Here is a 26,361-nt window from a genome sequence, read left to right as displayed (position 1 = left end):
ACGCTGCGCTGCAGGGAGCGCCGCAGCCGTTTTCGGTGCTGCGCCGATACGCCGATGCGAGCCGCTTCTATCGCGTAGTGAGTGCGGGCATACGCTGCGCGGGCCGGTCGAAGCAATCGAAGAATCTGCGCAACAGCTCGGCCGTGCCGCGCTCCAGTACTACTGTGCCGTTCTCGATGCACTTGGGCAACTGCGACGCCATGTCGCGCAACATGCCGTACAGGGTGCTGGTTTCCAGCGCGAGTTGAACATCGATCGCCGATGGTGTGCGCTCGTGAATCTGCAACACGCCACGCCGCAATTCGAGCGCATGCGTTTCGTTGCGATCCGTCACGCGGAATGCGAGTGTCATCTGCACATCGGCGCAACGTTCCGGATCTACGTTCACGCTAAAGCGCTGGAACACATTGCGCAGCGGTTGGGCGCGCAACACGTCCGTCGAGGCGAGGCTCGAGCTGCCCGCGAACGGCAGTTCGTCGTAGGCGTGTTCGAGTTCGCGCGCCGCGCTCAGATACCAGTTGCGCCAGTTGGTATTCACCGTGCGGTAGCCCAGCTCGCGCAACGCGCTCGCCTTGATGCTGCGAGCGTCAGTGTCGCTTGTATCGAGGCGCACCAGCAGCGTGACCAGTTCCGCGGCCCAGCGCCAGTCGCCGTCACCCAGGGCGATACGCGCAGCGGCGCGTACCGCCTCCACGCCGCCCATCATCTTCACCATGCGCTGCGAACGTTCAGCACGCGGCAGCGGATCGAGCGACGCCGGATCGCCATCGAACCAGCCGAGCTGACCGTTGTACACCTGCCGCACCGAATGCTTGACCGTGCCGTAGTACTCGCCAAGCCACGCATGCTCCGCGAGATGCGGTGGCAGCGCTGGAATCGCCTCAGCAAGTTCGTCCGGGCTCATGCCGAAGTTCATGTGGCGAATGGTCTGATCGTGGATGAACTGGATGGCGTCGCGATACACGCACAGCACCTCGGCGACATACTGCGCGCCCGATACCGGACGGCCATGCGCCGGCACCATATGCGCCGCGTTGAAGCCGCGCATCATATCGATGGTCTGATACCAACGCACCGGGTCGCGATAACGCGTGCCGCGCAGCGTATGCACGTTCGCGAGACATTCGCCCTGGATCACTTCCGCCGACAGCAGCACGCCAAGCTCGGGCAACCACATGACGATTTCGTCGTCGGCTTCGGAAGGCGCGTAGCGGAACTCGAAACGCACGCCGGCCAGCGCGATATCGAGCTTGTCGTCGAACACGCGGGTCGGCGCAAAGAAGCTCGCCGGCTCGGCGATCAGCACCGGCCCGATGCCCGCGTTGACCTTGCCGGTCGCGCCGGCCGGCAACAGTGTGCCGAAGCTGTAGGCCGAACGTGTGGCGAGAATCGGTGCGACGAGGTTCGCGTTGTTGATTACGGTATCCATCAACGAGCGATGCGCGATGATCTCGACGCTGCCCGCCTCGAGCGCGGCCTCATCGACGAAAGCGCGCACGCCGCCGGTGTGGTCCGTGTGATTATGCGTATAGACGACGGCCTTGACCGGCAGCTCGGCATGACGCGGATCGATCGCGCAGAAGTCCTCATAGATGCGCTTCGCAGCGGACACCGCCTCAGTCGCATCGATGACCACGATGCCGTCGTCACCCACCACGAAGATGATGTTCGCGATCGCGTAGCCGACCGCGCAATACACGCGTTCGGCGACACGATAGATACGCTGCGCCATGCGCCGCGAGTGTTCGGTCAGGCGCGGCGGCACGGTTGGTGCGGCGACGGCGTAGGCGAGATTGACGCCGGCGTCGAACGCGACGTCCAGCGGTTCGCCGATATGCGGCGCATCGAAGGCGGGATTGCGGACCCGTTCGGGGCAACATGAACTCATGCGGTGTCTCCTTGAATATTTGTCCGCGCAGAATGGCACTCGCGCGGCATCTGTATTTGTTCTTGATTAATAGAACCGGAATTCTGATTCCGATTTCTAGGCAAAAAAATCAGCCGTCCGGCAAACCAAGGCAACGCCGCACCCGGATTTGCAGCCATGACCGCAGTTGCCGGCTGGAGAGCGACAACGGACCCGGGTCGTTCAGCACGCTGTTGACCAGCATGCCGAGGATCATTTGCAGGGTGGCGCGCACTTCGAATTCGAGCGACTGGATCGCGTCGCCGCCGGCCTTAATGCCTCGCGACTTTGCCAGCGCGCTAACGAGACGCGGCACGATCATCGCCAGCACCTCGTGATTGGTCGATTTCACGGCGTCCCAGTTGGCTTTACGCTGCGACGCCCGCAGTAACGACGCGTGATACAACCCGCGATTGCGCCGGAACGTCATCACGTAAAACGAAATGACGGCGTCGGCAAGCGTGCCCGCGTCGTTCGAACGCCAGGCCGGATCACGCTCGACGGTCTCGCGTACGTGCGCGAGCCCCTCCTGCATCGCCGCGTCCTGGACGACTTCGAAGAAACTGTCCTTGTTGTCGAAGCGCCGATAGAACGCGCCGATCGACGTACCTGCACGCTCGACGATGTCGTTGATCGACAGATCGTCGAGATTGCCGCTCGCTTCGATCAACTCGCGTCCGGCTTGCAGCATGCGAACGAGCCCTTGCTGACTGCGCGTCTGACGTGGCGCGGCGATGGCGCTGGGCTGCGCTTCGCGGCCGCGCGGTGAAGTCGTCGTCATGCGGTGTTCAGCCTCGGTTCGCTGTTCTGAAAAATTGAAGATTCACGGCAAACCGGAATCCTGATTCCGGATCGTCCGCGATTGGGATCGCTGTGTCAACCGCATCCAGGGTAATCACGAGGGCCGGTCATGCGATCAACCGACCAACAGTTCAGCGGTCCATTCACGTCGCCAATGACTCGGGATGCAGCAAGCCCCGCGCGGCGCGGTTGGCGTCCTCCATCACCTGTTCGGCGAGTCCCAACGCGGAATACGCGGCGGGCGAAGGCGTGCGCTCGGCCAGATACACCAGCGCGAATTCCAGCGCGAGACGCGGCGGATTGACGAGCGGAATGCGCGCCAGCCGCTGCATCTCCAGATCGCGCCGCACCGCGGACGCCGTGGAAAACAGCACGGCATCGGTCTGCGCCACGACGTCCTTCAGTACCGCCACGTCGTTACATTCGATCTGCAACGGAATCTGCTCATGCGCGCGGTACTTGAGCAGGCGGTGCAGGGCGTCCTTCATGAATGCGGGCAAGGTCACCGAGACCAGCGGGAACTCACGCAACGCCGCAAGCTGCACCGTGCCGCGCGCAAACAGCGGATGGTCCGGCCGCGCGAACCAGCCGCCCTCGTGACGCGGCAGACGCTGCAACGTGACATCGGGCGTGACGGGCGGCACACGGCGGTCGGTGACAAGAAAATCGACCTGCTCGGCGCGCAGCTTGGCGAACAGCGCATCGCCTTCGCCGAGTTCAATCGACACCTTGATCTTCGGAAAGCGCCGCGAGAACTCCACCAGCAGGTCTGGCAGCAGCACCACCGCCGCGTAAGGCCCGAGGCCGATGCGCACCTCGCCGAGTTCATGCGCCTTCAGCAATTCGACGTCGCGGAACAGGCAGCGCGTTTCGAACAGCACGCGCCGGGCGCGCTCGACCAGCAGCCGCCCGGCCGCCGTCATCGCGACGCCGCGCGCGGCGCGGTCGAACAATTTCATGCCGACTTCCTCTTCGAGCGCCTGAATGCTGCGGCTCAATGCGGGCTGGCTCAAATGAACCCGCTCTGCCGCGCGTGCAAAGCTGCCTTCCTCGGCGAGCGCGATCAGATGGGTAAGGCGGCGGGAATTGACCTCATGCATAGTTTGCAAGCTCCCGATAACGAGAATGCACTTGAACAATTCAGTTATACCACCTCAAATGGGCGAAAACCCAGCGCCCCGCGCCAGAAATGGAGACACCTTTTGCCCACTTTCCTCAGCAGCACGAAGCGCTGCACGGCGCTAGCCGCCGACACAGCGTCGGCTTATCCCACCCAGGCTCGCGAGACCGCGCAAGGACGCCGCTGGGTGATCGTCGCCTCGCTGTTCCTGTTCATGCTGATCAACTTCGCCGACAAGGCCGTGCTCGGTCTTGTCGCGATCCCGCTAATGCATGACATGCAGTTGACGCACAGTCAGTTCGGCCTCGTCGGCAGCGCGTTTTTCCTGTTGTTCTCGATCTCGGGTATCGCCGTCGGTCTGATCGCCGACCGCGTCAATATGAAATGGCTGCTCGCCGCGCTTGCGTTGATCTGGGCGGTCGCGCAGTTGCCGCTCGCATGGCCGACGAGCTTTGCCGTGCTGCTGCTGTGTCGCGTTCTGCTGGGGGCGGGCGAAGGACCGGCCTCGCCGCTCGCACTGCATGTGGTCTACACCTGGTTCGACGACCACGAACGCAATCTGCCCACGGCCATCGTGCAACAAGGGGCGACTGCGGGCGTCATCATCGCCGGGCCGTTGCTTACCTATATCTCGCAGCGGTGGCACTGGCACGCGACATTTCTCACGCTCGGCGCCGTCGGCATCGTTTGGACCGTTTTGTGGCTGTGCCTGGGCAAGACGGGTAATCGTCAGCACAACCCGTCACCCGCGTTTGTCGCCGCAGCGGCCGGTCCACGTGCTGCGTCATTGCGCTTTCGGCGCATGCTGAGCGACCGCACGGTTATCGGCGTGATGCTGCAATGCTTTGTTGGCTATGCGGTGATCGCGATTGGCTTCACCTGGGTGCCTGCGTATTTCCGGCTCGGCCTTGGCTTTGGCGCGACCCAGGCGGGTTGGTTGTTCGCGCTGCAAGTTGCGGCGCAGATCCCGCTCGGCATCGCGCTCGCGATGGCTTCGCATCGCATGCTCAAGCGCGGCGTGCCGTCGAAGGTGGCGCGCGGCAAACTGATCAGTGCCGCATGCGTGGTGAGCGGTTTGGCGTACTGCTCGCTGCTGCTCGGTGCGCCGCCGTTCCTCAAGGTGGCGTTGATGGGACTCGCCAGCGCGTTGGCGATCCAGACGTTCACCTTCGGCCCGATGCTAGTCGCCGAAGTCGCACCGGCGGCACGGCGCGGCGCCCTGCTCGCCATCACCAACTCGATCGTTACCACCGCCGGACTGATCGGCCCCGTCGCGATGGGCAAGCTGCTCGGCGCCGCAGGCGACGTGCGTGGCTATGAGATCGGATTCGCGGTAACCGGCACGTTGTTGCTGATCGTGGGTACAGCAGGTTTCGCGTTGATCGATCCGCAACGGTCGAAGCGGCGTATGGAGGGCGCGGCGGGGTGAGACGCGCGGCAGCATGTTCGCCACCGCGAGTTACACCGTGAACGTGAACGGCGAACATCTCAGCACGGTAGAGGGCAATCTGGGCGCGCACCGAAGTAGGCAAGTACTCAGAACTGATGCCGCATGCCCGCCATCAAACCGATCTGGCTACCCTTCTGCGCAAGCCCGACACCGTTGACGCCCTGCAACTGCGCGCCGATCAGGTCACCCCGGTACAGCGAGTAGTCGCCTTCCAGATAGATATCGGTACGTAGAGACAAGTTGTAGTCGGCGACCAGTTGGTACTGCCATGCCGAACCGTTCTGCGCGGCAGTTTTGCCGTCCTGCAGCGTGCGCCAGACATTCGCGGCGAAGTGCCACTTGTTGCTGACCTGCTGTGTGATACCGCCCATGATCATGCGGCGCCGCGAAAAGTCCGTGTACTTGAGCGCGGCCAACGCGGGTGCGGTGAATGGCCCGTTGGCGAAATTCGAAAAGCCGGCGTCATTCTGATCGACGATATAGCCGACGGAGAACCGGGTCAGGTTCCACGTGTACGACCCGCCGAAGGTCCACGCTTTCGCGGCGGCGCCGTTGACCGAATCTTTCGACTCCTGATACGCGCCGCCGAAGGTGAATGGCCCACCCGGCGCGTAAGCCAGCGCCATGCCGATCTGGCTGCCGTACGAATTGCCCGCGTTGCCGCCAAATGCGTAGCCGGCGGCAACATGGAAACCGTTATATTTCGCCTGATACTGCACCTGGTTGCTGGTCCAGATGCCGCCTGTCATCGTCACTTCCGGCTGGAAGCTGAAATCGTATGGAATCCAGATATTGCTGCCGTAGCCGCCGATGGTAATGCCCTCGATCATCACGTTGTACTGACGGCCGAAGATCACCTGCCCAAGGGAATCCGAGCGCACGCCCACTTGCGCTTCATTGAAGAACGGCAAGGTGGGATCGCTTTGGCCGGTATTCATGTAGAAGCGGTTTTCGAGCTTGAAGAACGTCGACCAGCCGCCGCCCAGATCCTCGACGCCCCTTATCCCCCAGCGGCTTTCCGTCATGCCGCCGTTACCGAGTCCGATCGACGAATCGCCGGCCTGGTTTGCGTGGGTCAGATAGTGCACACTTTCGTCGATCACACCGTAGAGCGTCACGCTCGATTGAGCGTGCGCCATTTGACACGCCAGCGCTGCCGGCACCACCGCCATCGCCCACTTGCTTACGCGCTTCATTTCGTCTCCTCATACAGATTCCCGCTTTTCACGGATATTTCGACACCGCCACGCCTGCTGCAAAGTACCGGCACGCTGTTCATCTGAGGCCGCGCAAATCGACAGGTAGGATGCGAAGTCCGCGTTGGAACCTCGCACAACAGCCAATTCAGACTGTTTGAATAAGCTGACGAAATGCGTGTGGGTGAACCTTAGCGCGAAATAGGGGCTGTAAGAAAATAGACTGAAGTAAGTGTTGTTATGTCATCGAAGTGCTTGCAGCCTGAAAGAAGCACGCGTAGGCGATGGGGTCATCGCATTACGGGGCAGATAGCTTTGATATCGTATGACTTATGACAGTGACCCTGCACAACCCATGAGCACCACCGCCCTATCCACGCGCCGCACCCTGGATAGCTTCGCCATCCTGCTGATGATCGGTTTGTGCGCGATCTGGGGACTCCAGCAAGTCGCGATCAAGAGCACCAACGCCGCACTACCACCGGTATTCCAGGCCGGCCTGCGCTCGGCAATCGCAGCCGTGCTGGTATGGGGCTGGGCCCGCTCGCGCGGTACGCCGCTCTTTCGCGACGACGGCACATTGGGCGCCGGCTTGCTCGCGGGCGTGCTGTTCGCCGGGGAATTCGTGTGCATTTTTCTCGGCCTGACGCTGACCAGCGCTTCGCGTATGGCGGTCTTTCTGTACACCGCACCGTGCTTCACGACACTCGGGCTGCACTGGTTCGTCGCTGGCGAGCGCATGCGGCGCACTCAGTGGCTCGGCATCCTGGTGGCGTTTGCCGGCATCGCGCTGGCGTTCGCCGACGGTTTCCTGCATGGCCACGGGGCGCAGGGTTCGACGCTGAAGGGCGTTGCCGGCGACGCGCTCGGCGTGCTGGGCGGCATCACATGGGCCGCGACCACGGTGGTGGTGCGCGCCACACGTCTCGCTTGCACGAGCGCCAGCAAGACGCTGTTCTATCAATTGACGGTGTCGGCGGTGGTGCTGCTCGCGCTCGCACTAGGGCTCGGGCAGGCACGCGTGGAAACCGTCACGCCACTGGCAGTGATGAGCCTCGCGTACCAGGCGGTGATCGTGGCGTTCGTCAGCTATCTGCTGTGGTTCTGGCTGTTGACGCGTTACATCGCGTCGCGCCTTTCGGTGTTTTCGTTCTTGACGCCGTTGTTCGGCGTGACCTTTGGCGTGCTGTTGCTCGGCGAGTCGTTCAGCCTGCGCTTTCTGATGGCCGCGGCGCTGGTGCTGACCGGCATCGCGCTGGTCAATCTGCCGGCGAAGCGGGTTGCCGCTTAAGGCGTGGGGCGTTTCACGCGCGCTGCAGGACGCAGCGCGCTTCCTTCAAGACCGTGCAACGCCACTCAGGCGTCGTCAGTCCCAGTTTCCGCGGCCGCGGCGCCACGCGACGGCGAAGCCGCCACGATCTGCGCCACACGCACATATTCGGCCACCGGCACATCTTCGGCACGGCGTTGCAGATCGAAGCCGAGCGCCTCGAAATCCACCGAATCTCGAAACGCGGCCAAGGTATTACGCAGCATCTTGCGGCGCTGCGAGAAAGCCGCCGTCACGACTTCGCCGAGCACGCGCTCATCCACGGCCGGCAGTTCATGCACTTCGTACGGAATCATCCGCACGATCGCCGAATCGACTTTCGGCGGCGGGTTGAATGCGTCAGGCGGCACGTCGAGTTGCTTGTCGATCACGTAGCGGTACTGCAGCATCACCGAAAGGCGGCTGAACGCCTTCGTACCCGGTTCCGCCACCATCCGCTCGACAACTTCGTTCTGCAGCATGAAGTGCTGGTCGATCACGCGATCCGCGAATGCGGTCAGATGAAACAGCAGCGGGCTCGAGATGTTGTACGGCAGATTGCCGACAATACGCAGCGACGCCTTCTCACCCGGTGCGGCCAGCGTGCCGAAGTCGAACGCGAGTGCATCGCCCGCGTGCAGCTCGAGCAGGTCGCCGAATTTTGTCTTGAGGCGGCCAATCAGATCGCGATCCAGCTCGACGGCGTGCAACGGCGCTTCGGGCGTCGCCAGACGCTCGATCAGCGGTTCGGTGAGTGCGCCAAGCCCCGGCCCGATCTCGACCATGCGCTCGCCGCGCTGCGGCCGGATCACGTCGACGATCGAATCGATCACGCCCATATCGACCAGAAAATTCTGTCCGAAACGCTTGCGCGCGATATGGCCTTGGTGCCGGCCCGGTTGCTGTCTGCTGGTGGACATCGAAGAAACGCTAAAAAGAGAACTGCTTAAGAATAGGAACAAACCAGGAATACGCACAACGACTGCGCAACGAACGCGCAAACGTCAGGCACCCGGAAAGGAAAACCCAGAAAAGCGCGAACCAAATCGCGCCGCAATCGCTGGATCAGCCCGCGCGGCGGTGTTGGGCCATCGAAACCGCCGTATCGATCGCGGCGATCAGACTGCCCGAGTCGGCACGGCCGGTGCCGGCCAGATCGAGCGCGGTGCCGTGATCGACCGAGGTGCGGATGATCGGCAAGCCGAGCGTGATGTTGATGCCTTCGCCGAACGTTGCGTACTTCAACACTGGCAGGCCCTGGTCGTGGAACATCGCCAGCACGCAATCGGCCTGCTCCAGATAACGCGGCTGAAACAGGGTGTCTGCCGGATAGGGGCCAGGCGCGTCGATGCCTTGATCGTTCGCGAGCTTCAGGGCGGGAGAAATCACCTCGATTTCCTCGCGGCCCAGATAGCCGTTTTCGCCCGCATGCGGGTTCAACCCCGTCACGAGGATACGCGGCGCAGGCAGGCCAAAGTGGTGGCGCAGATCGTGATCGATGATGCGCAGCGTCTCGACGATGCCTTCGATCGTCAGCGCGGCGGAGACGTCTTTGAGCGGCAGATGCGTGGTAGCGAGGGCAACGCGCAACGGGCGCTTGCCGGTGCCGGCCAGCATCATCACCACGCGCGGCGTGTGCGTGCGCTCGGCGAGGTATTCCGTGTGCCCGGTGAACGGCACACCGGCATCGTTGATTGTGCTTTTTTGCAGCGGCGCCGTAACGATGGCGTCGAAGGTGCCGGCCACGGCGCCGTCGATCGCACTGTCGAGCAGATCGAGCACGTAGCGGCCGTTGGCGGCGTCCAGCTTGCCGGCCAGCGAGGGTGCGCCGAGCGGCCGATGCTGCACCCGCACGCGCTTGCCGTCCGCTACCAGCGCAGCCCAGTCGACGCCTACCGCACGCGCACGCTCCGCCAGCAAATCCGCATCGCCCAGCACGGTGAACTCGGCGCCGGGCCAATGCGCCGCCGCGCCCGCCAGCGCCTGCACGGTCAGCTCGGGACCGACGCCGGCAGGCTCGCCGGTCGTGATCGCGATCTGCAACGGCAGGCTGGTGGACTGCGCGGCGCTTGTCATGACGTTTATTGCGCGCTCGTCAACTGCGGCTTCACTTCCACATAGGCGGTATCGCGCAGTTCGCGCAACCAGTCGGCGTAGGCCTGTTCCGCCTTGCGCTGGCCGATTGCCTGACGCGCCAGATCCATCTGCTGCGAAACGGAGCCTTCCGATTCGCGGCGGCCTATCACCTGAATCAGGTGATAGCCGTATTCGCTGCGCACCGGGTCGCTGATCTGACCGTCCTGCAGGTTGTTCATGGCGCGCTCGAATTCCGGTACCGTCTCGCCCGGGCTGATCCAGCCGAGGTCGCCGCCTTGCGACGACGAACCGTCTTGCGAGTAGGTGTGCGCGAACTTGGCGAAGTCGCCGCCTGCGGCGATCTGGTTCTTGATTTCGAGCAGCTTCTGACGCGCTTGCGGCTCGGACATGCCGTCGCCGACGCGCAGCAGAATGTGGCGAACGTGCGTCTGTACGAGCTTCGGTGCATCGGAGCTGGTGCCCTGGCCCGCGCGACGATCGACGAGGCGCACGATTTCGAAGCCGTCGTTGGTACGGATCAGATCCGGGCTGACTTCGCCCGGGCGCAGCGACGAGGCGGCCTTGACGAACTCAGGCGGCAGCTTGGACGGCGTCACGAAACCCGTATCGCCGCCTTTCGAGGCATCCGGTGCTTGCGAATTCGACTTCGCCAGCTTTTCGAAGTTGGCGCCGCCCTTGGCTTCGGTCAGCAGCGCCTGAGCCTTTTGCTGCGCGGCTTCGATGTCGGTTTCCGAGGCGTTCAGCGGCGCCTTCAGGAAGATGTGCTGAATGTGCAGATCGCTCGTCAGACCGGAGTTCGGTCCGCGCTGGCTGGCGATGTAGTTCGCGACCTCGGCGTCCGACACCGTGACCTTGCTGTCCACTTCCTTCTCACGCAGACGCGAGAGCGTGAGTTCGGTGCGCGCGTCGTTCGTGAAGGTGGTCCAGGGCACGCCTTGCGCCTCGATACGCGCACGGTACATCTCGAGTGTCAGGTTGTTCGCCTGCGCGAGCCGCTCGAGCGTTTTTTGCACAGCGGCGTCGTCGATATTGATGCCGTCTTCTTTCGCCTTCTGCAGCTGGATGCGTTCCAGCACCATCTGGTTGAGCACCTGCTGGCGCAATTGGTCCATCGGCGGGACCGGCGCGTTCTGCTGGTTCAACCGGCGGGTGATCAGGCCGATGCGCTCGTCGAGCTCGCGCCGCGTGATGACACCGTTGTTGACCACTGCGGCAATGGTGTCGACCGTCTGGCCGCTATTGCCGGACAGCGCCTGCGCCTGAACCGGCGCAACCGACAGGAAAGACGCCGCGGCGACCAGACCGGCCGCAAGCGTTGCCAAGCGAAGCTTTTTCATGATTGCCACAGATACTCCAATGATGTCGGGCGCGCCTGGCCCGTCTTTTCGCATGCTATAAATGATCGGGCGAGCGTCATTCGTAATTGGTGAAACGCGCTTCCGGCGGCGGCGGCGGGGGCAATGGCGTATAGCCCGCCACGCTGCTGCGGAACGCGGAAATCAGCCCGTTGTCGACGCTCGACAAGCCCTTGAACGTCAACTGCGCGAGAAACCGCGTGCTCGACTGATTCTGCCCCGACGTATTCAGACCGTTCGCATAGCGCTGGATCCCGGCGCCGAGCGTCCAGCAGTCAGCGTCGTATTGCAGGCCGACCAGACCGTCGACGATCCGATGCCCGCCCAGGTCGTAATTGAAACGGCCTACCCCGTACACACGGTGCGTCAGCGGCCACTGGCCCGAAATCAGCACCTGGTTGATCGGCTGGTTATCCAGCGTGGTGTTCGCGCGGGTGTAGCGATACGCGACATTGATCACCTTGCCGCTGGCCGGACTGAACCCGAAGCCGATGCTCGTCTTCGTCAACTGGTTGTTGTCGGCATTATATTGGAACGCAGTTTCCGACGCGAAACCGGCGCCGAGCTTGAGCGACGCACCCGCGATCAGGTCCGAGTGCGTGGCCTGCGTGCTGGTCTGCGTAGGCAGCAGCGTGACGCGCTGATCCTGGAAGTAATACTGCTGCGCGATCACGAAACGCGCGCGTTCGTCGCCCGTGGCCGGGTTGATGAAGCGTGTGGTAATCGCCGCGGTCAGACGGTTCGCGTCGGCGATCCGGTCGTTACCGACGAAGGTGTTCGGCGTGAAGATTTCCGCCAGCCCGAAGTCGGAGTCAGCCGTATCAAACAACGGCGCGTTTTCCTGGTTGCGGTACGGCGTATAGACGTAGTAGAGCCGCGGCTCCAGCGTCTGGATGTAATCCTCGCCGAAGATCCGCACCGAACGGTCGAAAATCAGCCCGGTGTCAAAGGAGAGCGTCGGGATCGACTCGGTGAAATTCTTCGGCGTGCCGGCCGTAGTGATGTTGTTCAGGTTGTACGACGCAAAGTGCCACTGCACCTTCGGCGTAACGAAGTAACCCGGTCCGACCACCGAATACGACAGGTACGGGTTGAACATCACCCGCTGACCCTGGGTCGTGTCCGCGGTGGTGATGCGGAAGTTCGTGTAGTCGGCTTCCGCGCCGTAGTCGAAACCGCCGACGTTGTACTTCGCGTACTTCACGTTCAACTGCGGCTCGCGGCCGTACGGCGCCACCGAAGGCGTCAGCGTCTGCCAGTGCTGTTCACGGGCCAGCACGGACCACGGGCCGTTGTTATAGGTCACCCCGGCTTCCTGTTGATACAGGAGCTGGGTGCCGTTCATGAACTGACTGACCGACGACGACAGGTCTTCCGGATACGTGTTGTCCGAGACCTTGTTGTAGTAGATGTAACCGCCGAACCCGTTGCCGAAGTTCTGGTTGTGCTGGATGTACAGCGCGTAGCGGTTGGTCTTCGTCAGACGGTCGTCCGGCAGGTATTCACCGGTGATCGAGCCCGAGTACGTGGGCGACAGATAACGGAAGGTCGACTGCAACTGCACGCCGCGCTTCGAGATCAGCCGCGGCGTCACGGTCAGGTCGCGATTCGGTGCGATATTGAAGTAATACGGCACCGACAGTTCGAAGCCGTTCGACGAACTCAGCGAGAACGTGGGCGGCAGAACCCCGCTGCGCCGATCGCCCGATAGCGGGAACGACAACCACGGCGAAGCGAATACCGGCACGCCCTGGAAGAACAGCACGCTGTTGTACGCAACGCCTTCGTCCGCGCCGGTGTCGAAATCGAACTCGCTGCCCTTGAGATACCAGCCCGGCTTGTCCGTGCATGAGCAAGCCGTGTATGTGCCCTTCGTGAACACCGAACGTTCGCTGTCGAGCAGGTCGACGCGCTCCGCGCTGCCCGAGCCGCCCGTCACGTTGAAGTGGTACTTCGGCGCGGACATGAAGCCTTCACTCGAGTCCACCCGCATATGCGCTTCCGGGCCGGTGAACGCGGCGCCGTTGTTGTTCAGGAAAACCTGGCCGTATGCGTCGGCCATGTCCGTGTCCTGATCGTAGTGCAGCGCGTCGGCCTTGATCACGAAGGTATTGCGCCGCACCTCGGCCGAGCCTTTCGCGGCCATGTCCTGGTCGGTGGTGCCGCTCGTCGTGTCGCCGAGCACAAAGGTGGCCGCCTTCTGGCCGGTCTGCAATGGATGTTCTTCGAGCTGCGGGGCGAGCTGCATGCCCCATGGCGCGTCGATAGGTTGCGGCTGCGCGGCTTCCCCCACCAGCTGGGCGTGCGCAAGCGCGGGCATCAGGCCCGGAACGGCGATCAACGCCGCGACGAGCCGCCTTTTGCGCGGGACTACAGCACAAGAGGGAGTCGTTTGGGAAAGCTGTCTAGGCGGCATGTATCGTTTGGCGAATCGGCCCGTCCGTCAGCTTTTGTAGTCACGATCCACCGCCTGCACATCCCGACCGTGACAGTCGGCTGCACATCAATATTTACAATCTGTCGAACGATGAGGCGGGCGGTAGAGCGGACACGCGAAAGCTGGCGTGAGTCGCGTCAAAAAAGTCGTGGGGTATTATATGGCAAGACGTTGCCCCTCTGAATTTGCTGCCGGTTTTCATGACGCTCCCCCCTGCCAAAAACGCTACCCAAGATTACTCCGACAGCCGCCTCGAACTGCTCAAGGCCTGGCTGAACGCCCACGCAGCGCGCTATGCGCTTGATCTCGGCACGCTTCTCCCGGCTTCGTCCGACGCCAGTTTCCGGCGCTATTTCCGGCTCGCCGGTAAGGCGGCGGAAGGCGAAGGCACCGGCACCCTGATCGCTGTCGATGCCCCGCCCCCCGAAAAGTGCCGCGAATTTGTGCAAATCGCACAGTTGCTCGAGGCCGCCAACGTACATGTACCGCGCGTGCTGGAGGTCGATTTCGACGCCGGCTTCATGCTCGTCACCGATCTGGGCACCGATTCCTACCTCGGCGCGCTGACCGAGGCGCAAAACGGCGACGACCCGCGTCGCGCCCGCTCGCTGATGCACGACGCGCTCGACGCGCTGATCCGCTGGCAGCTCACCTCGCGCGAAGGCGTGCTGCCGCCGTTCGACGAAGCCTTCCTGCGCCGCGAGATGGAGTTGCTGCCCGAGTGGTTCATCGGCCGCCATCTGGGCCGCGAGGTCGACGATAAGACCCGTGCGCTGCTCGATCGCACCTTCGCGCTGCTGATCGCGAGCGCCCGGGCGCAACCGCAAGTGTTCATGCTGCGCGATTTCATGCCGCGCAATCTGATGGTCGCTGCCCTGCCGAACCCCGTGAATCCCGGCGTGCTGGACTTCCAGGACGCGGTGTACGGCCCGATCACGTACGACGTCGCCTCCTTGCTGCGCGATGCATTCCTCAGTTGGGACGAAGAGTTCGAGCTGGATTGCTTCGTGTACTACTGGGAGCGCGCGAAAAAAGCCGGGCTGCCGGTCGATGCGGATTTCGGAGAGTTCTACCGCCAGCTCGAATGGATGGGTCTGCAACGGCACATCAAGGTGCTGGGGCTGTTCTGCCGGATCAATTACCGCGACAGCAAGCCGCATTACATGAAAGATCTGCCGCGTTTCATCGGCTATGCCCGCAAGGTCGCGGAACGCTATGCGCCGCTGCGTCCGTTCGCGAAGCTGCTCGACGAGCTCGAAGGCCGCGCGAATGAAGTCGGCTACACGTTCTGACCGATGACGATGTCTCTGAAGAAAGCGATGATCTTCGCCGCCGGGCGCGGCGAGCGCATGCGTCCGTTGACCGACACATGCCCGAAGCCTTTGCTCGAAGTGGGTGGCAAGCCGTTGATCGTGTGGCAGATCGAACGTCTCGCGCACGCCGGTTTTCAAACCATTGTGATCAATCACGCGTGGCTCGGCGAACAGATCGAGGCCGCGCTCGGCGACGGTTCGCGCTGGGGGGTGCAATTGCGCTATTCAGCCGAGCATGAAGCCTTGGAAACGGCCGGCGGGATCGTTCAGGCGTTGCCGCTGCTCGAAGATGACGGCGCTAGCGAAGTGTTCGTCGCGGTAAGCGGTGACGTGTACGCGGATTTCGATTACGCCGCGCTGAACGCTCGCGCTGAGACGCTGGCGGCATTGCGCAAACCCGGCATGCATCTTGTGATGGTGCCGAACCCGGCGTTTCATCCGAACGGCGACTTTGGTCTGGTCGACGGCGTGCTGTCGCTCGAGGCGCAACCGCGCTTTACGTTCGGCAATATCGGTCTGTACGACACGCGTATGTTTCGCGATCTGCCGCGCGGCACGCGGCGCGCGCTCACGCCTTACTATCGCGCGACGATTGCAAACGGTCTCGCGAGCGGCGAGTTGTATGAAGGATTGTGGGAAAATGTCGGTACGCCGGCGCAACTGCAGGCTTTAGATCAGCGTGTGAGTGCACGCTGAGTACTCGAGGGTGATGAGCGGCAGGAAGCGATAACACGCCGCCCAACGCCGCCGCAAAACTCACCGCCCGCCATCCCCCGCACCCACCGTTTCAGCCGACTCCGGCGCCTCTGCGGCACGTTGCTGCTGCAAGGCCCACATCTGCGCGAACAAGCCGTTCGCCTGCAGCAACTCGGCGTACGTCCCACGCTCGACGATCCGTCCTTTGTCCATCACGATGATCTGCTGCGCGTGCACAACTGTCGAAAGCCGGTGGGCGATGATCAGCGTCGTACGCTCGCGGGCGATCTGATCGAGCTCGTGCTGGATCGCGCGCTCCGAGCGCGAATCGAGCGCCGACGTCGCTTCGTCGAACAGCAGGATCGGCGGATTCTTGAGGATGGTCCGCGCAATCGCGACACGCTGCTTTTCTCCACCGGACAACTTCAGGCCACGCTCGCCGACGGGCGTCTCGTACCCCTTCGGCAGCCCTTCGATGAAGTCGTGAATATGCGCCGCACGCGCCGCCGCGATCACTTCCTCGCGCGTGGCCGATGGGCGGCCATAAGCAATGTTGTAGTAGATCGAATCGTTGAACAGCACCGTATCCTGCGGCACGATGCCGATCGAAGCACGCAGCGAATCCTGTGTGACGTCACGAATATCCTGACCGTCGATGGTGATCGCGCCGCCCGTCGCCCGGTCCAGATCGTAGAAGCGGAACATCAGCCGCGCGAGTGTCGATTTGCCCGAACCGCTATGGCCCACCACCGCCGTGGTGGCGCCCGCCGGAATCGCGAAGCTGACGTCGTGCAGAATCTGCCGCGCCGGCTCATACGAGAAGTTCACATGCTCGAAGCGCACCTGCGCACCGCTCACCCGCAACTCGGGCGCGTCCGGCACATCGGGCACCTCCTGGGCCGCGCCAAGCAACGTGAACATGCGGTCCATGTCGGTGAGGCTTTGCTTCAGCTCCCGATACACGACGCCGAGAAAATTCAGCGGAATATAGAGCTGCAACATGAAGGTGTTGATCAACACCAGATCGCCGAGCGTGAGGCGCCCGGCCATCACGCCTTCGGTCGCGCGCCACAGAATGAACACGAGCCCCGTGCCGATAATCGCCTGCTGCCCGAAGTTCAGCGCCGACAGCGAGCGCTGCGATTTAATCGCGGCCGTGCGATAGCGCTTGAGGTTTTCGTCGTAACGGTGCGCTTCCCACTCTTCGTTGCCGAAGTACTTCACTGTCTCGTAGTTGAGCAGCGAATCGATCGCGCGCGAATTCGCCTTTGAATCCAGGTCGTTCATCGTGCGGCGAAAATGCGTGCGCCACTCGGTGACTTTCACAGTGAACGTGATGTACACGGCAAGCGCAATGAACGTGACGATCGCGTAATACGCCTCGTATTTGACGACGAAAAAACCCAGCACGAGGCCGACTTCGACCAGGGTCGGCAAGATGCTGTACAGCGAATACGAAATCAGTTGAGTGATGCCGCGTGTGCCGCGTTCGATATCGCGCGACATGCCGCCCGTCTGCCGATCGAGGTGGAACCGCAAAGACAGTGCATGCAGATGGCGGAACACTTTCAGCGCGAGTTGCCGCACCGCGCTTTCGGTCACCTTCGAAAACAGGATTTCGCGCAGTTCGGTAAAGAGCGACGTGGACAGCCGCACCACCGCATAGGCGACCACCAGCAAACCGACGCCGCCCAGCAGCACGATGGCCGGCGAATCGTGCGCGCGGCCGAGCGCGGTGAGATGCTGCACCGACGCGAGGCTGTCGACGATCCGTTTCATCACGATCGGCACCCCGAGATTGGCGACCTTCGCGCCGATCAGACAGCTCAGTGCGAAGCCGACGCGCCATTTATAGGTGGCGAGGTAGGGCAGCAGCGACAGGATCGTTTGCCAGTCGTTGCGCGGCTGGGTCGAGATCGGGGATGGTTCGGACGAGGGCGTACGGCGCATGGGATCGGCTGGGGAGAGTGTGGAAGCGACGGAGGCTCGCAGGAGCGCCGACCGGCAGCGTGCCAAGGTGGCATCCTGCTTTATGTCGCGCGACCCGGCTGGGCGCTTTCCCGTACAATTCCTGATCTTTCTATTGTCGCAGAAGCTGGCTGGCGCCGCTTTTCATCCCCATGACCGATATTCTTCAACTTCCGCAAAAGCCTTGCGCCTTGCGCGTCATGCCGCAACCGTCGGACGCGAACGTCCACGGCGACGTGTTCGGCGGCTGGATCATGGCGCAAGTGGACATTGCCGGCTCGATTCCGGCAAGCCGCCGCGCCAATGGGCGGGTGGCGACCATCGCGGTCAATTCGTTCGTCTTCAAGCAGCCGGTGTTCGTCGGCGATCTGCTGAGCTTCTACGCGGATATCGTCAAGACGGGCACCACGTCGGTGACGGTGGCGGTCGAGGTTTACGCGCAGCGCATGAGCCTGACCGAAGAGCTCGTGAAGGTCACCGAGGCAACCCTGACCTATGTCGCAACCGACAGTGACCGGCGCCCGCGCGCGCTGCCGGTGCTCGATTGAGCGGCGGAATTTGAACGAAAAACGAGGCGCCTGGGCGCCTCGTTTGGTTTCATACGTCGTACTTTGCCGGGATCCCCAGCGCAAGCACAACAGAGCCGGCAACCTTCATCCGGCCCGCAGCCGCTTACTGGCTCGCCGCCGCGCCCGCTGCCGCCTTCTTCTGCGCGTTCTGCAGATCCGTCGGATAGTTCGGATCGTTGCGCGACGGGTTGTACCCGTTGCTTTCCAGTTGCTTCAACTCGGCGTTCTTCTTCGCCCGCGCCTGCTTGCGAGCGGCCTTACGTTGCGCCTTGGCAGCGGCCTTCGATGCGGCGGCCGACGGCGCGGCGGCAGCGGCTTCATCACCCGCCGGCGCACTACCGGCGGTTTGCGCGAACACCGGTGCAACCGAAGCCACACTCAGTACAACCGATGTCAACAACACAGCCCATTTCTTTGCAGGTGAAGACGTCATTTCTCTCTCCAGTCGGATTGGCAAATATTCGACGGCGAAACGCCCGTGACCAAGTGCGAGCAGCGAAAAGCGGGCGCAACGCCACGTGAATCGATGCTTCGTGGTTCCCAGCGAAGTCAGAGATGGGAATCCCAAATATATACGAGTGCCCCTCGCGCGCAAACCGGTAATCCCCCCGTAAGCGAAAGTCTGCGCGCGCCAATCGTCCTGGAATCTCACCCGCCGCTACGCAAATAGCCGTCGACCTGCGCTTCGATCCACTGCGCAAAATGCGCCTGCTTCGCGTTCAGCGTCTCGCGTTGCTGCCACACCAGCCAGTACGGATACCGGTACGGCACGCGGATATCGGTGATCTGCACCAGATCACCGCGGGCCAGCGCATGCGCGACCAGACTGCGCCGTTCGAGCGCAATGCCCTGCCCCAGCAAGACCGCGCCCAGCACGATGTTCGAATCGTTTGCAGACAGCACGACCGCCTCGGCGGCCGGCTCCGCCACCTGCGCCGCCTGGCACCATTCGGCCCACGGCGTGTTGGGGCTGGAGATCAACGGACACGCGATCACGTCCTCGGCTGTAACGGGGAGGCGCCCCCCCGGCGCGAGCGTGAAGTGTGGCGCCGCGACTACCAGCACTTCGTCGTCGAACAGTTTCTGCTGCGCGACATCGGGCCAATGCCCTTGGCCCATGCGAATGCCAATGTCGCTCACACCCTGGCGCAAATCCTCGACCTGCAGACTCGTCAGCAGACGGACCCGGTAGTACGGGTGCATCTCGCGGAAACTCGCGAGACGCGGCACGAGCCAATGCTGCGCAAACGACGGCACGGTCGCGATGATCAATTCGCTTTCGTGGGGCCGCGCCTGCGCTCGGCGCGTCGCCCGCGTAATGTCGCGCAACGCCGAGCGTATTTCCAGCGCGTAGAGCCGGCCTTCCTCGGTGGGCCGCAGGCCACGCGCTTCGCGTACGAACAGCGCGACGCCCATCGAATCTTCCAGCACCTTGATCTGCTGGCTCACCGCGGAGTGCGTGACATGTAATTCGCGCGCGGCCTGGGTCACACCGCCCAGGCGGGCGACGGCTTCGAAGCAGCGCAAAGCAGTGAGGGGTGGGATCGGCTTCATGTAAGAAATTCTGACGTAAACCGTCGATTAATGTCGCTTTTTTTGCCTCGCCGAGCGCTTTAATCTATTGGTCTGATGCATCACAAGCTCCGTCTGGCAAGCGAACAGCCGCCTCTTCGCCCGCTCAGGCTAACCTTATAGATCTTCTAACGGAAATAAGATGAAACTGATCGGAATGCTGGATTCGCCCTACGTGCGCCGCGTCGCTATCTGCATGAAGTTGCTGAAACTCGACTTCGAGCACCAGTCGATTTCCGTGTTCAGCACGTATGAGGCGTTCGCGAAGATCAACCCGGTTGTGAAAGCGCCGACGCTGATCCTCGACAACGGCCAGAGCGTGATGGACTCGACGGTGATCCTGCAGTATCTCGCCACGCTCGCCGCGCCGGATCAGCGGATCTTCCCGTCACAGCCGGAGCACTGCCTGCGCGCCGCGCGCCTTACCGGCCTCGCGCTGGCCGCCAGTGAAAAGACTGTGCAAATCGTCTACGAACGCAATCTGCGCCCGGCGGGCAAACAGCACGAGCCGTGGGTCGATCGCGTGACCGAGCAATTGCACGCCGCGTACCGCGAACTCGAAGAGGAACTCGCGTCGGCCCCGTTGCCGGTCGAACCGAACCATTTTGGTGCGGCGGACGTGGCGGTGGCCGTCGCTTGGAATTTCACGCAAATGTACATTTCGGAGATCGTCACCAAAGCGGCGTATCCCCACTTGCAGGCGTTTTCCGAGGTAGCCGAACAACTGCCGGTGTTCCTCGATACGCCGGCCGCCTGAGGCACACGCGGCGGGGAGCGGGACGCCGAACTACACCGTCTCCGCTTCCCGCCCCACTCCTCCCTGAAACAAGGCCGAAATCGCGTCCGTCGACATCGGCTTCGCGAAATAGAAGCCCTGCATCTCGTCGCAGGCACGCTCCTTCAGAAAGTCGAGTTGCGCCGATGTCTCCACGCCTTCAGCGATCACCTGCAGTTTCAGCGAATGCGCGAGCGCGATGATCGCGGAGGTGATCGTTTCATCGTCGCCCGACACGCCGATATCCGACACGAACGAGCGGTCGATCTTCAACCGGTCCACCGGGAAGCGCTTCAGATAGCTGAGACTCGAATAGCCGGTGCCGAAGTCGTCGATGGCAAGACCGATGCCGAGCGCGTGCAGCTCGTTGAGCATCAACACCGCCTCCTCGGCATTGCGCATGATGGTGCTTTCGGTGAGCTCAAGTTCGAGATACTGCGGTTCGAGCCCCGTCTCGGCGAGCACCTGCATGACGAGCTTCGCGATATCGCGCTGCTGAAAAACGCGCGCCGACAGATTCACCGACACCCGCGCCGGCGGCAGTCCTTCGTCCTGCCAGGCCTTGTTCTGGCGGCACGCCTCGCGCAAGACCCATTCCGACAGCGGCCCGATCAGCCCGCTCTCTTCGGCGACCGGAATGAACAGCGACGGCAGCACCAAGCCGACTTCCGGATCGCGCCAGCGCACCAGCGCCTCCGTGCCGACGATCTGCCCGCTCACGATATCCACCTGCGGCTGGTAGTGCAGCAGGAACTCATTGTCACGCAAAGCCCGCCGCAAACGCCGTTCGAGATTCATGCGCGCACCCGCGCTCGCATTCATCTCCGGCTGGTAGAACTGGAAGGTATTGCGGCCCATGTCCTTCGCGCGATACATCGCGAGGTCGGCCTTTTTCATCAGCGTTTCCGCGTCTTCGCCGTCCTGCGGGAAGAGGCTCGCGCCCATGCTGCAACCGACATACAACTCTGTGCCGTCGAGCCAGACCGGCTCGGAAATCGACGCGCGCACCCGCTCCATCCACGCGATCAGCGACTGCTCGTCGACGGTATCGGTCATCACGATCACGAACTCGTCGCCGCCGTGCCGCGCGACCGTGTCGCTGGTCCGCGTGCAACGGGCGAGCCGTTCGGCCACCACGCTCAGCAAGCGGTCGCCGACGCTATGGCCGAGGCTGTCGTTGACGTTCTTGAAACCGTCCAGATCGATGAACACGACCGCGACGCCCTTATGATGCCGCTGCGCCACGATCAACGCGTGCTGTAGACGATCGCGCAGCAGGTTGCGGTTCGGCAGGCGCGTGAGACTGTCGTAGTTGGCCTGATACTCGAGCTGTTCCTGATAGCGGATCAGATCCGTCACATCATTGATCACGCCGATGTGGTGCGTGATCACGCCCTCTGCGTTCGGCACGGGCGCAATGAACAGCTGATTCCAGAACAGCGCGCCGTCCTTGCGATAGTTGCGCACCACGGCGCTCACCTCGCGATTCGCGGCGAGCGCCTGGCGGATCAAGGCGACGCCTTCCTGGTCGCGGTCGTCGCGCTGCAGCACGCGGCAATCGTGACCGATCACTTCGGCGGGATCGTAGCCGGTGATCCGCATGAACGCGGGGTTCACATATTCGATCAGATTGCCCGCCGGCGACGGCGCGGTAATCAGAATCGCGTTGACGCTCGCATCGAGCGCGCGGCTTTGCAGACGCAACGCCAGATCGGCGCGCTTGCGCTCGGTGATGTCCGTATACGAACCGAGCACGCCGATCACGCGGCCGTCGCCGTCGGTGAACGGCAGCTTGCTCGTGACCGTGGTGCGGTGCACACCGTCGATCACCAGGTCGACCTCGAAACTCATCTTCGGCACGCCGGTGGTCACCACCTCCTTGTCGTGCTCGTTCAGCAGGTCGGCGAAGGCGCGCCACGGCATGTCGCTGTCGCTCTTGCCCACCACCTGCTCGGGGTAAGAAAGCCCCGCATCGCGCGCGAACGCCATATTGCAGCCGAGATAGCGCGACTCGTGATCCTTCCAGAAAATGCGCTGCGGGATGTTGTCCATCACCGTTTCGAGCATCTGGTTCGAACGCTGCGCTTCGGCTTCGGTGTTGATCTGCTCGGTGACGTCGTCGGCCAGCACGAAGAAAGCGGCGCGGCCCATGAAGTTGAGCGCGTGATACGAAATGTCGGCGCTGATCATCGAGCCGTCCTTGCGCCGGTGATGCCAGACACCCGCCATCGTGCGGCCGTGTTGAGCGGTGTCGCTGCGCTGCATGTGCGATTCGAGGCGCGAGATTTCGCCATTCGGCCGGATCGCGCGAATCGTCATGCCGAGAAATTCGCTTTCCGAGTAACCGTATTGCTGAATCGCCGCCGCGTTGACGGCAAGAAAGCGCAAGGTCTCGCGATCGAAAATGTACATCGGCACCGGATGGTCGTCGAACAGGCCGCGGAAGCGCTCATCGTTGCGGCCGAGCGCGCGCACCGTGCGCAGTTTCTCGCGCGCGCTGCTTTCGCGGGCGCCGAACGTGAAAATCAGAAGCGCGCTGCCTGCCAGCATCGTCACGATCAGCAGAAACATGGCGCGCTGGGTTTCGTTCGCGGAACTCGCGAGCGACACCTGCAGCGCCTCGTTCTCCTGTTTGCGCAACGCCGCCAGAGCGTCTTCCACACGACCGAGACCCAGCCCGAGATGCGTATAGGCCGAGGCCGCCCACGCGCGCGACTCATCCGGCGTGGCGCTGGCGCTCTTCAGGAGCGCGTCATCGATATCGTGTTGCAGCGCGCGGCTGTCCACGCTCAGCCTTGCGAGCGTGTCGAGCATGGCCGGTTCGCCGGCGAGCTCGTTGCGCAACTCGCGCTCCAGACCGGCCAGCGAAGCCGCCATGGCGGCTGCCTCGTTGACAGGCGCGGCCTCACCCGTTGCTTCGAAACGGCCGAGCGCGGCCAGCCCGCCGTCGAGCGCCGTATGGTATGCGTCGAGATTCTGACGCACGTTCGTCGAACGCAGCATGCGCGCGTCGGCGTCGCGCTGGCCGCAAATCTGCGTATAGGCGACGAACGCGTTCGCGCCGACCGCCGCGGCGACGACCGCCAGATTGATCAGCAGCCGCTTCGATAAAAAAGGAGTCATGGGTTCCGAACGTCAATCGTTCTGAGGGCGGGAGCGCGGGTCGCTTTCGGTGCGTCGGGTCGCACCGGGTCGAGTCTTTTTACGCGCCAACCCATGGATAACGGCAGGGTTCGGAACAGATTGAGGGGGCGAGGCGAAATATTTCGCGGATTGAGCTGGGGACGTCTGGCTGGAGGTGCCTGGGCGGCAGCGGCTGGCCGGACGTCCCTGGGTGGTCTGTAGTAGCCAGCAGCGCCTAACCGGCTGTACCGAATTCCCTCATCGCCGGGACGAAGTCGTGGTTGCTTTCCGGCTTGCGCGACAATTTGGCGAGGACGTAGCGCTTGAACGGCTCGAGTTCGGCCCACTGCGCGACACGCGGCGTGGGCAGGCCGGCCAGCCCCGCCTGATGCACTACGCCGTCCGGCACGGCATCCGTGCGGCGCCAGGCAGGCGCGTCCTCGGGCGTGAACCACTCCGGCTCGACATTCGCGTGCGTGCGCAGCATCTCGAACAGTGCGTGGTCGAAATTCGGCTCGATTTCCGCGTCTTCTTCGACCGGAAATCGCGCAAGCAGCTTGCGGTCTTCGAGCGGCAGCATTTGCCACTGCTCAAGGGTGATGCGCAGCCCGAAACGATCGAGATTGAAGCGCACCGACATCGGGATGTAGGTGAAATTCTCCGAGGACGCGACTTCGAAGTTGAACAGAAGCGGTGCTTCGTTGAGTCCCATGACAGTATTCCTCTTTGGTGGCGGGCAACGCGCAAGCCCAGCTTGAGGTATTTTAGAACCTTATTCGCGCGATGGCGGCGTGGTCTGGCGCTGCTTCGCGCCGCAGGGCAACGCTGCAAGCCACAGAGACACGCGCAGCATGAAAGGAGTGAAGTCGCTTGAACGAACTGGACACAGACGGGCAGACGGGCGCCGTGGAGCGCCAGGTGCACCGGCATCGCGGCGCAGCGGTCGAAACCGTCACCGATCACGTCGGTCAGGAATGGCCGGTAGCGCTCGTCTTCAATGGCATCTCGCACGCGGTGATGATGTGCACGCCGCGCGACCTGGAAGCGTTCGCGGTCGGTTTTGCGATTTCGGAAGGCATCGTGGAACGCGGCAGCGACATTCAGGACATCGAGGTCGAGCTGCACGACGATGACGAATTGCCGCACGCCGAAGTGCAATTGAAGGTGGTGCAGCAAGCTTTCGTCGCGCTGAAGGAAAGGCGCCGCGCGCTCGCCGGGCGCACCGGCTGCGGCGTATGCGGGATCGAAAGCATCGATCTGCTGGATCTGAAACCGGAACGCGTGCCGGACACCGGCTTTCTGCAACGGCTGGCACCGGATGCGATCGCGCGTGCCGCACGCGAATTGCCGGAACACCAGGCGCTGACGCGCCTGACCGGCGGCCTGCACGCCGCCGCATGGTGCGATGCGGCAGGCGCGATCCGCTACGCGTTCGAAGACGTCGGCCGCCACAACGCGCTCGACAAGCTGATCGGCCAGCTGGTGCTCGATCGCGTGGATACTCGGGAAGGTTTTGTGTTTCTGTCGAGCCGTGCGAGCTACGAGCTGGTGCGCAAGGCGGCGCGCGTCGACGTGCCGATGGTCGCGACGATTTCAGCGCCGTCTTCGCTGGCAATTGCGATTGCCCGCAAAGCGGGCGTACGGCTGGTCAGCTTCTGCCGGGAAACCAGCTACGTCGACTACGACACTTTGCAGCCGACGCAAGCTTGAGTGCGCGAGGCGCCTGAAAATGATTCAGGCGCCTGAACGCCACCGCTTCAGTCGAACTGCCGGAAATCCGGCTTGCGCTTCTCGAAGAATGCCTTGAACGCTTCGCGCGCTTCCGGCGCGATCAGCATCTTGCCGAAGTGCATCGCTTCCTCGCTCATCTGCGTTTGCAGTTCATGCTGGCTCGCGCGCTTCATCAGACTCTTCGTCACCCGCAGCGACGACGCCGGCAGCGCCGCCAGCTTCGCCGCTTGCGCAGCTGCAAACGCATCGACCTCAGCCGCGGGCAGCACGCGATTCACAAAACCCATACGGTGCGCTTCGGCGGCGTCGAACGCTTCGCCGAGCAGCAGCTTTTCCGCTGCGGCCTGATAGCCGGCCACGCGCTGCAACAGCAAACTCGACGCCGCTTCCGGACAGAGCCCGAGTTGCGTGAACGGCAGCGAAAAGCTCGCCGTGTTCGCCGCGTAGACCAGATCGCAATGCAGCAGGAGCGTCGTGCCGATGCCGACTGCCGGGCCCGCCACCGAAGCCACCACCGGCTTTTCCGCCGAACTGAGCGCACGCAGGAACTGGAATACCGGCGCGTCTTCGCCGCCTGGCGGCTTCTTCATGAAATCTTCGAGATCGTTGCCGGCGCTGAAAATGCCGGCGCCGCCGCGAATCAGAATCGCCCGGATCGATGTATCGCAATGCGCTTCGACCAATGCGTCGGCCATCGTCTGATACATCGCAGCCGTGATCGCGTTTTTCCTTTCGGGCCGGTTGAAGGCAATCGTCAGCACGCCGTCGGCGCGCTCGACCAGAATATCCATTGTCATCTCCTCGTACTCCTGGTTACTGCTGAATGAAAAAACGGTTCGCAAGCCAGGCGGCCTGCGAACCGTTTCCGCGATCCCTAGGGAACCGCTGCGGGGATTACCGCAGCGATCGCGACAAGGATCACCGCTTGAATCTGAGCGAACAT

21 protein-coding genes are annotated in these 26,361 nt (G+C 62.9%); 7 read left to right on the top strand and 14 right to left on the bottom strand.

Annotated features, from left to right (window positions below; genetic code table 11):
- Positions 1 to 67 precede the first annotated feature (67 nt).
- The 3 genes from BM438_RS40895 to BM438_RS45145 all read right to left on the bottom strand — a co-directional run bounded on the left by BM438_RS40895 (position 68) and on the right by BM438_RS45145 (position 3,807).
- Positions 68 to 1,888, bottom strand: coding sequence for an alkyl sulfatase dimerization domain-containing protein (locus BM438_RS40895; RefSeq protein ID WP_093646536.1), 1,821 nt, complete (start codon positions 1,886 to 1,888; stop codon positions 68 to 70).
- Between the two features lie 109 nt (positions 1,889 to 1,997).
- Positions 1,998 to 2,687, bottom strand: a complete 690-nt coding sequence (locus BM438_RS40890) for a TetR/AcrR family transcriptional regulator (protein WP_093646533.1) — start codon at positions 2,685 to 2,687, stop codon at positions 1,998 to 2,000.
- Between the two features lie 163 nt (positions 2,688 to 2,850).
- Positions 2,851 to 3,807: a LysR family transcriptional regulator gene (locus BM438_RS45145; protein ID WP_143131846.1), complete on the bottom strand. Its 957-nt coding sequence runs from the start codon at positions 3,805 to 3,807 to the stop codon at positions 2,851 to 2,853.
- Positions 3,808 to 3,909: 102 nt separating this feature from the next.
- Between BM438_RS45145 and BM438_RS45140 the strand changes: the two genes are divergently transcribed.
- Positions 3,910 to 5,256, top strand: a complete 1,347-nt coding sequence (locus tag BM438_RS45140; RefSeq protein ID WP_167378533.1) for an MFS transporter — start codon at positions 3,910 to 3,912, stop codon at positions 5,254 to 5,256.
- A gap of 107 nt (positions 5,257 to 5,363) precedes the next feature.
- Here the strand turns inward: BM438_RS45140 and BM438_RS40880 are convergent, their stop codons facing one another.
- Positions 5,364 to 6,473, bottom strand: a complete 1,110-nt coding sequence (locus tag BM438_RS40880) for a porin (protein ID WP_093646529.1) — start codon at positions 6,471 to 6,473, stop codon at positions 5,364 to 5,366.
- A gap of 355 nt (positions 6,474 to 6,828) precedes the next feature.
- On the opposite strand from BM438_RS40880, the gene BM438_RS40875 reads away from it, so the two are divergent.
- A complete protein-coding gene (locus BM438_RS40875) occupies positions 6,829 to 7,764 on the top strand; it encodes a DMT family transporter (protein WP_093646527.1) in 936 nt (311 codons plus the stop codon).
- Positions 7,765 to 7,829: 65 nt separating this feature from the next.
- On the opposite strand, the gene rsmA is transcribed toward BM438_RS40875, so the two are convergent.
- From rsmA to BM438_RS40855, 4 genes are all read right to left on the bottom strand, one after another.
- Positions 7,830 to 8,702, bottom strand: coding sequence for a 16S rRNA (adenine(1518)-N(6)/adenine(1519)-N(6))-dimethyltransferase RsmA (gene rsmA, locus BM438_RS40870; RefSeq protein ID WP_093646524.1), 873 nt, complete (start codon positions 8,700 to 8,702; stop codon positions 7,830 to 7,832).
- Positions 8,703 to 8,847: 145 nt separating this feature from the next.
- Positions 8,848 to 9,858, bottom strand: coding sequence for a 4-hydroxythreonine-4-phosphate dehydrogenase PdxA (pdxA, locus tag BM438_RS40865; RefSeq protein ID WP_093646522.1), 1,011 nt, complete (start codon positions 9,856 to 9,858; stop codon positions 8,848 to 8,850).
- A gap of 5 nt (positions 9,859 to 9,863) precedes the next feature.
- Entirely contained in the window at positions 9,864 to 11,225 is a 1,362-nt protein-coding gene (locus BM438_RS40860) for a peptidylprolyl isomerase (RefSeq protein ID WP_093646520.1), read from the bottom strand.
- A 67-nt stretch (positions 11,226 to 11,292) separates the two neighbouring features.
- Positions 11,293 to 13,650, bottom strand: a complete 2,358-nt coding sequence (locus tag BM438_RS40855; protein ID WP_093646518.1) for an LPS-assembly protein LptD — start codon at positions 13,648 to 13,650, stop codon at positions 11,293 to 11,295.
- Between the two features lie 221 nt (positions 13,651 to 13,871).
- On the opposite strand from BM438_RS40855, the gene BM438_RS40850 reads away from it, so the two are divergent.
- Together BM438_RS40850 and murU are read left to right on the top strand one after the other, a co-directional pair.
- Complete coding sequence (locus BM438_RS40850; RefSeq protein WP_093646516.1) at positions 13,872 to 14,963, top strand: aminoglycoside phosphotransferase family protein; 1,092 nt, start codon at positions 13,872 to 13,874, stop codon at positions 14,961 to 14,963.
- 3 nt (positions 14,964 to 14,966) lie between these two features.
- On the top strand, positions 14,967 to 15,680 hold the full coding sequence (murU, locus tag BM438_RS40845; protein ID WP_093646513.1) for an N-acetylmuramate alpha-1-phosphate uridylyltransferase MurU: 714 nt from the start codon (positions 14,967 to 14,969) through the stop codon (positions 15,678 to 15,680).
- A 60-nt stretch (positions 15,681 to 15,740) separates the two neighbouring features.
- Here murU and BM438_RS40840 read toward each other — a convergent pair whose 3' ends face one another.
- Entirely contained in the window at positions 15,741 to 17,630 is a 1,890-nt protein-coding gene (locus BM438_RS40840) for an ABCB family ABC transporter ATP-binding protein/permease (RefSeq protein WP_093646511.1), read from the bottom strand.
- Positions 17,631 to 17,800: 170 nt separating this feature from the next.
- Between BM438_RS40840 and BM438_RS40835 the strand changes: the two genes are divergently transcribed.
- A complete protein-coding gene (locus tag BM438_RS40835) occupies positions 17,801 to 18,196 on the top strand; it encodes an acyl-CoA thioesterase (protein ID WP_093646508.1) in 396 nt (131 codons plus the stop codon).
- Between the two features lie 124 nt (positions 18,197 to 18,320).
- Here the strand turns inward: BM438_RS40835 and BM438_RS40830 are convergent, their stop codons facing one another.
- Positions 18,321 to 18,650 carry a DUF4148 domain-containing protein gene (locus tag BM438_RS40830; RefSeq protein ID WP_093646506.1) on the bottom strand — a complete coding sequence of 110 codons (330 nt, stop codon included), beginning with the start codon at positions 18,648 to 18,650 and terminating at the stop codon, positions 18,321 to 18,323.
- Positions 18,651 to 18,865: 215 nt separating this feature from the next.
- Positions 18,866 to 19,771 carry a LysR substrate-binding domain-containing protein gene (locus tag BM438_RS40825; RefSeq protein WP_093646504.1) on the bottom strand — a complete coding sequence of 302 codons (906 nt, stop codon included), beginning with the start codon at positions 19,769 to 19,771 and terminating at the stop codon, positions 18,866 to 18,868.
- 160 nt (positions 19,772 to 19,931) lie between these two features.
- On the opposite strand from BM438_RS40825, the gene BM438_RS40820 reads away from it, so the two are divergent.
- The gene (locus BM438_RS40820) at positions 19,932 to 20,546 is read left to right on the top strand and encodes a glutathione S-transferase family protein (RefSeq protein WP_093646502.1); all 615 of its coding nucleotides are present in this window, start codon (positions 19,932 to 19,934) and stop codon (positions 20,544 to 20,546) included.
- A gap of 30 nt (positions 20,547 to 20,576) precedes the next feature.
- On the opposite strand, the gene BM438_RS40815 is transcribed toward BM438_RS40820, so the two are convergent.
- The gene (locus tag BM438_RS40815) at positions 20,577 to 23,687 is read right to left on the bottom strand and encodes a sensor domain-containing protein (RefSeq protein ID WP_093646499.1); all 3,111 of its coding nucleotides are present in this window, start codon (positions 23,685 to 23,687) and stop codon (positions 20,577 to 20,579) included.
- A 235-nt stretch (positions 23,688 to 23,922) separates the two neighbouring features.
- The gene (locus BM438_RS40810) at positions 23,923 to 24,399 is read right to left on the bottom strand and encodes a nitrate reductase associated protein (RefSeq protein WP_093646497.1); all 477 of its coding nucleotides are present in this window, start codon (positions 24,397 to 24,399) and stop codon (positions 23,923 to 23,925) included.
- Positions 24,400 to 24,557: 158 nt separating this feature from the next.
- Here BM438_RS40810 and fdhD point away from each other — a divergent pair, with 158 nt between their 5' ends.
- On the top strand, positions 24,558 to 25,397 hold the full coding sequence (gene fdhD / locus BM438_RS40805) for a formate dehydrogenase accessory sulfurtransferase FdhD (RefSeq protein ID WP_093646494.1): 840 nt from the start codon (positions 24,558 to 24,560) through the stop codon (positions 25,395 to 25,397).
- 47 nt (positions 25,398 to 25,444) lie between these two features.
- Here the strand turns inward: fdhD and BM438_RS40800 are convergent, their stop codons facing one another.
- Entirely contained in the window at positions 25,445 to 26,215 is a 771-nt protein-coding gene (locus tag BM438_RS40800; protein ID WP_093646492.1) for an enoyl-CoA hydratase, read from the bottom strand.
- Positions 26,216 to 26,361 lie beyond the last annotated feature (146 nt).

Source organism: Paraburkholderia aspalathi (genome assembly GCF_900116445.1).
In the GTDB taxonomy this organism is placed as follows: Bacteria; Pseudomonadota; Gammaproteobacteria; order Burkholderiales; family Burkholderiaceae; genus Paraburkholderia; species Paraburkholderia aspalathi.
Note: the sequence above shows the minus strand (reverse complement) of the source record. Positions and strands in the feature narration are given on the sequence as shown.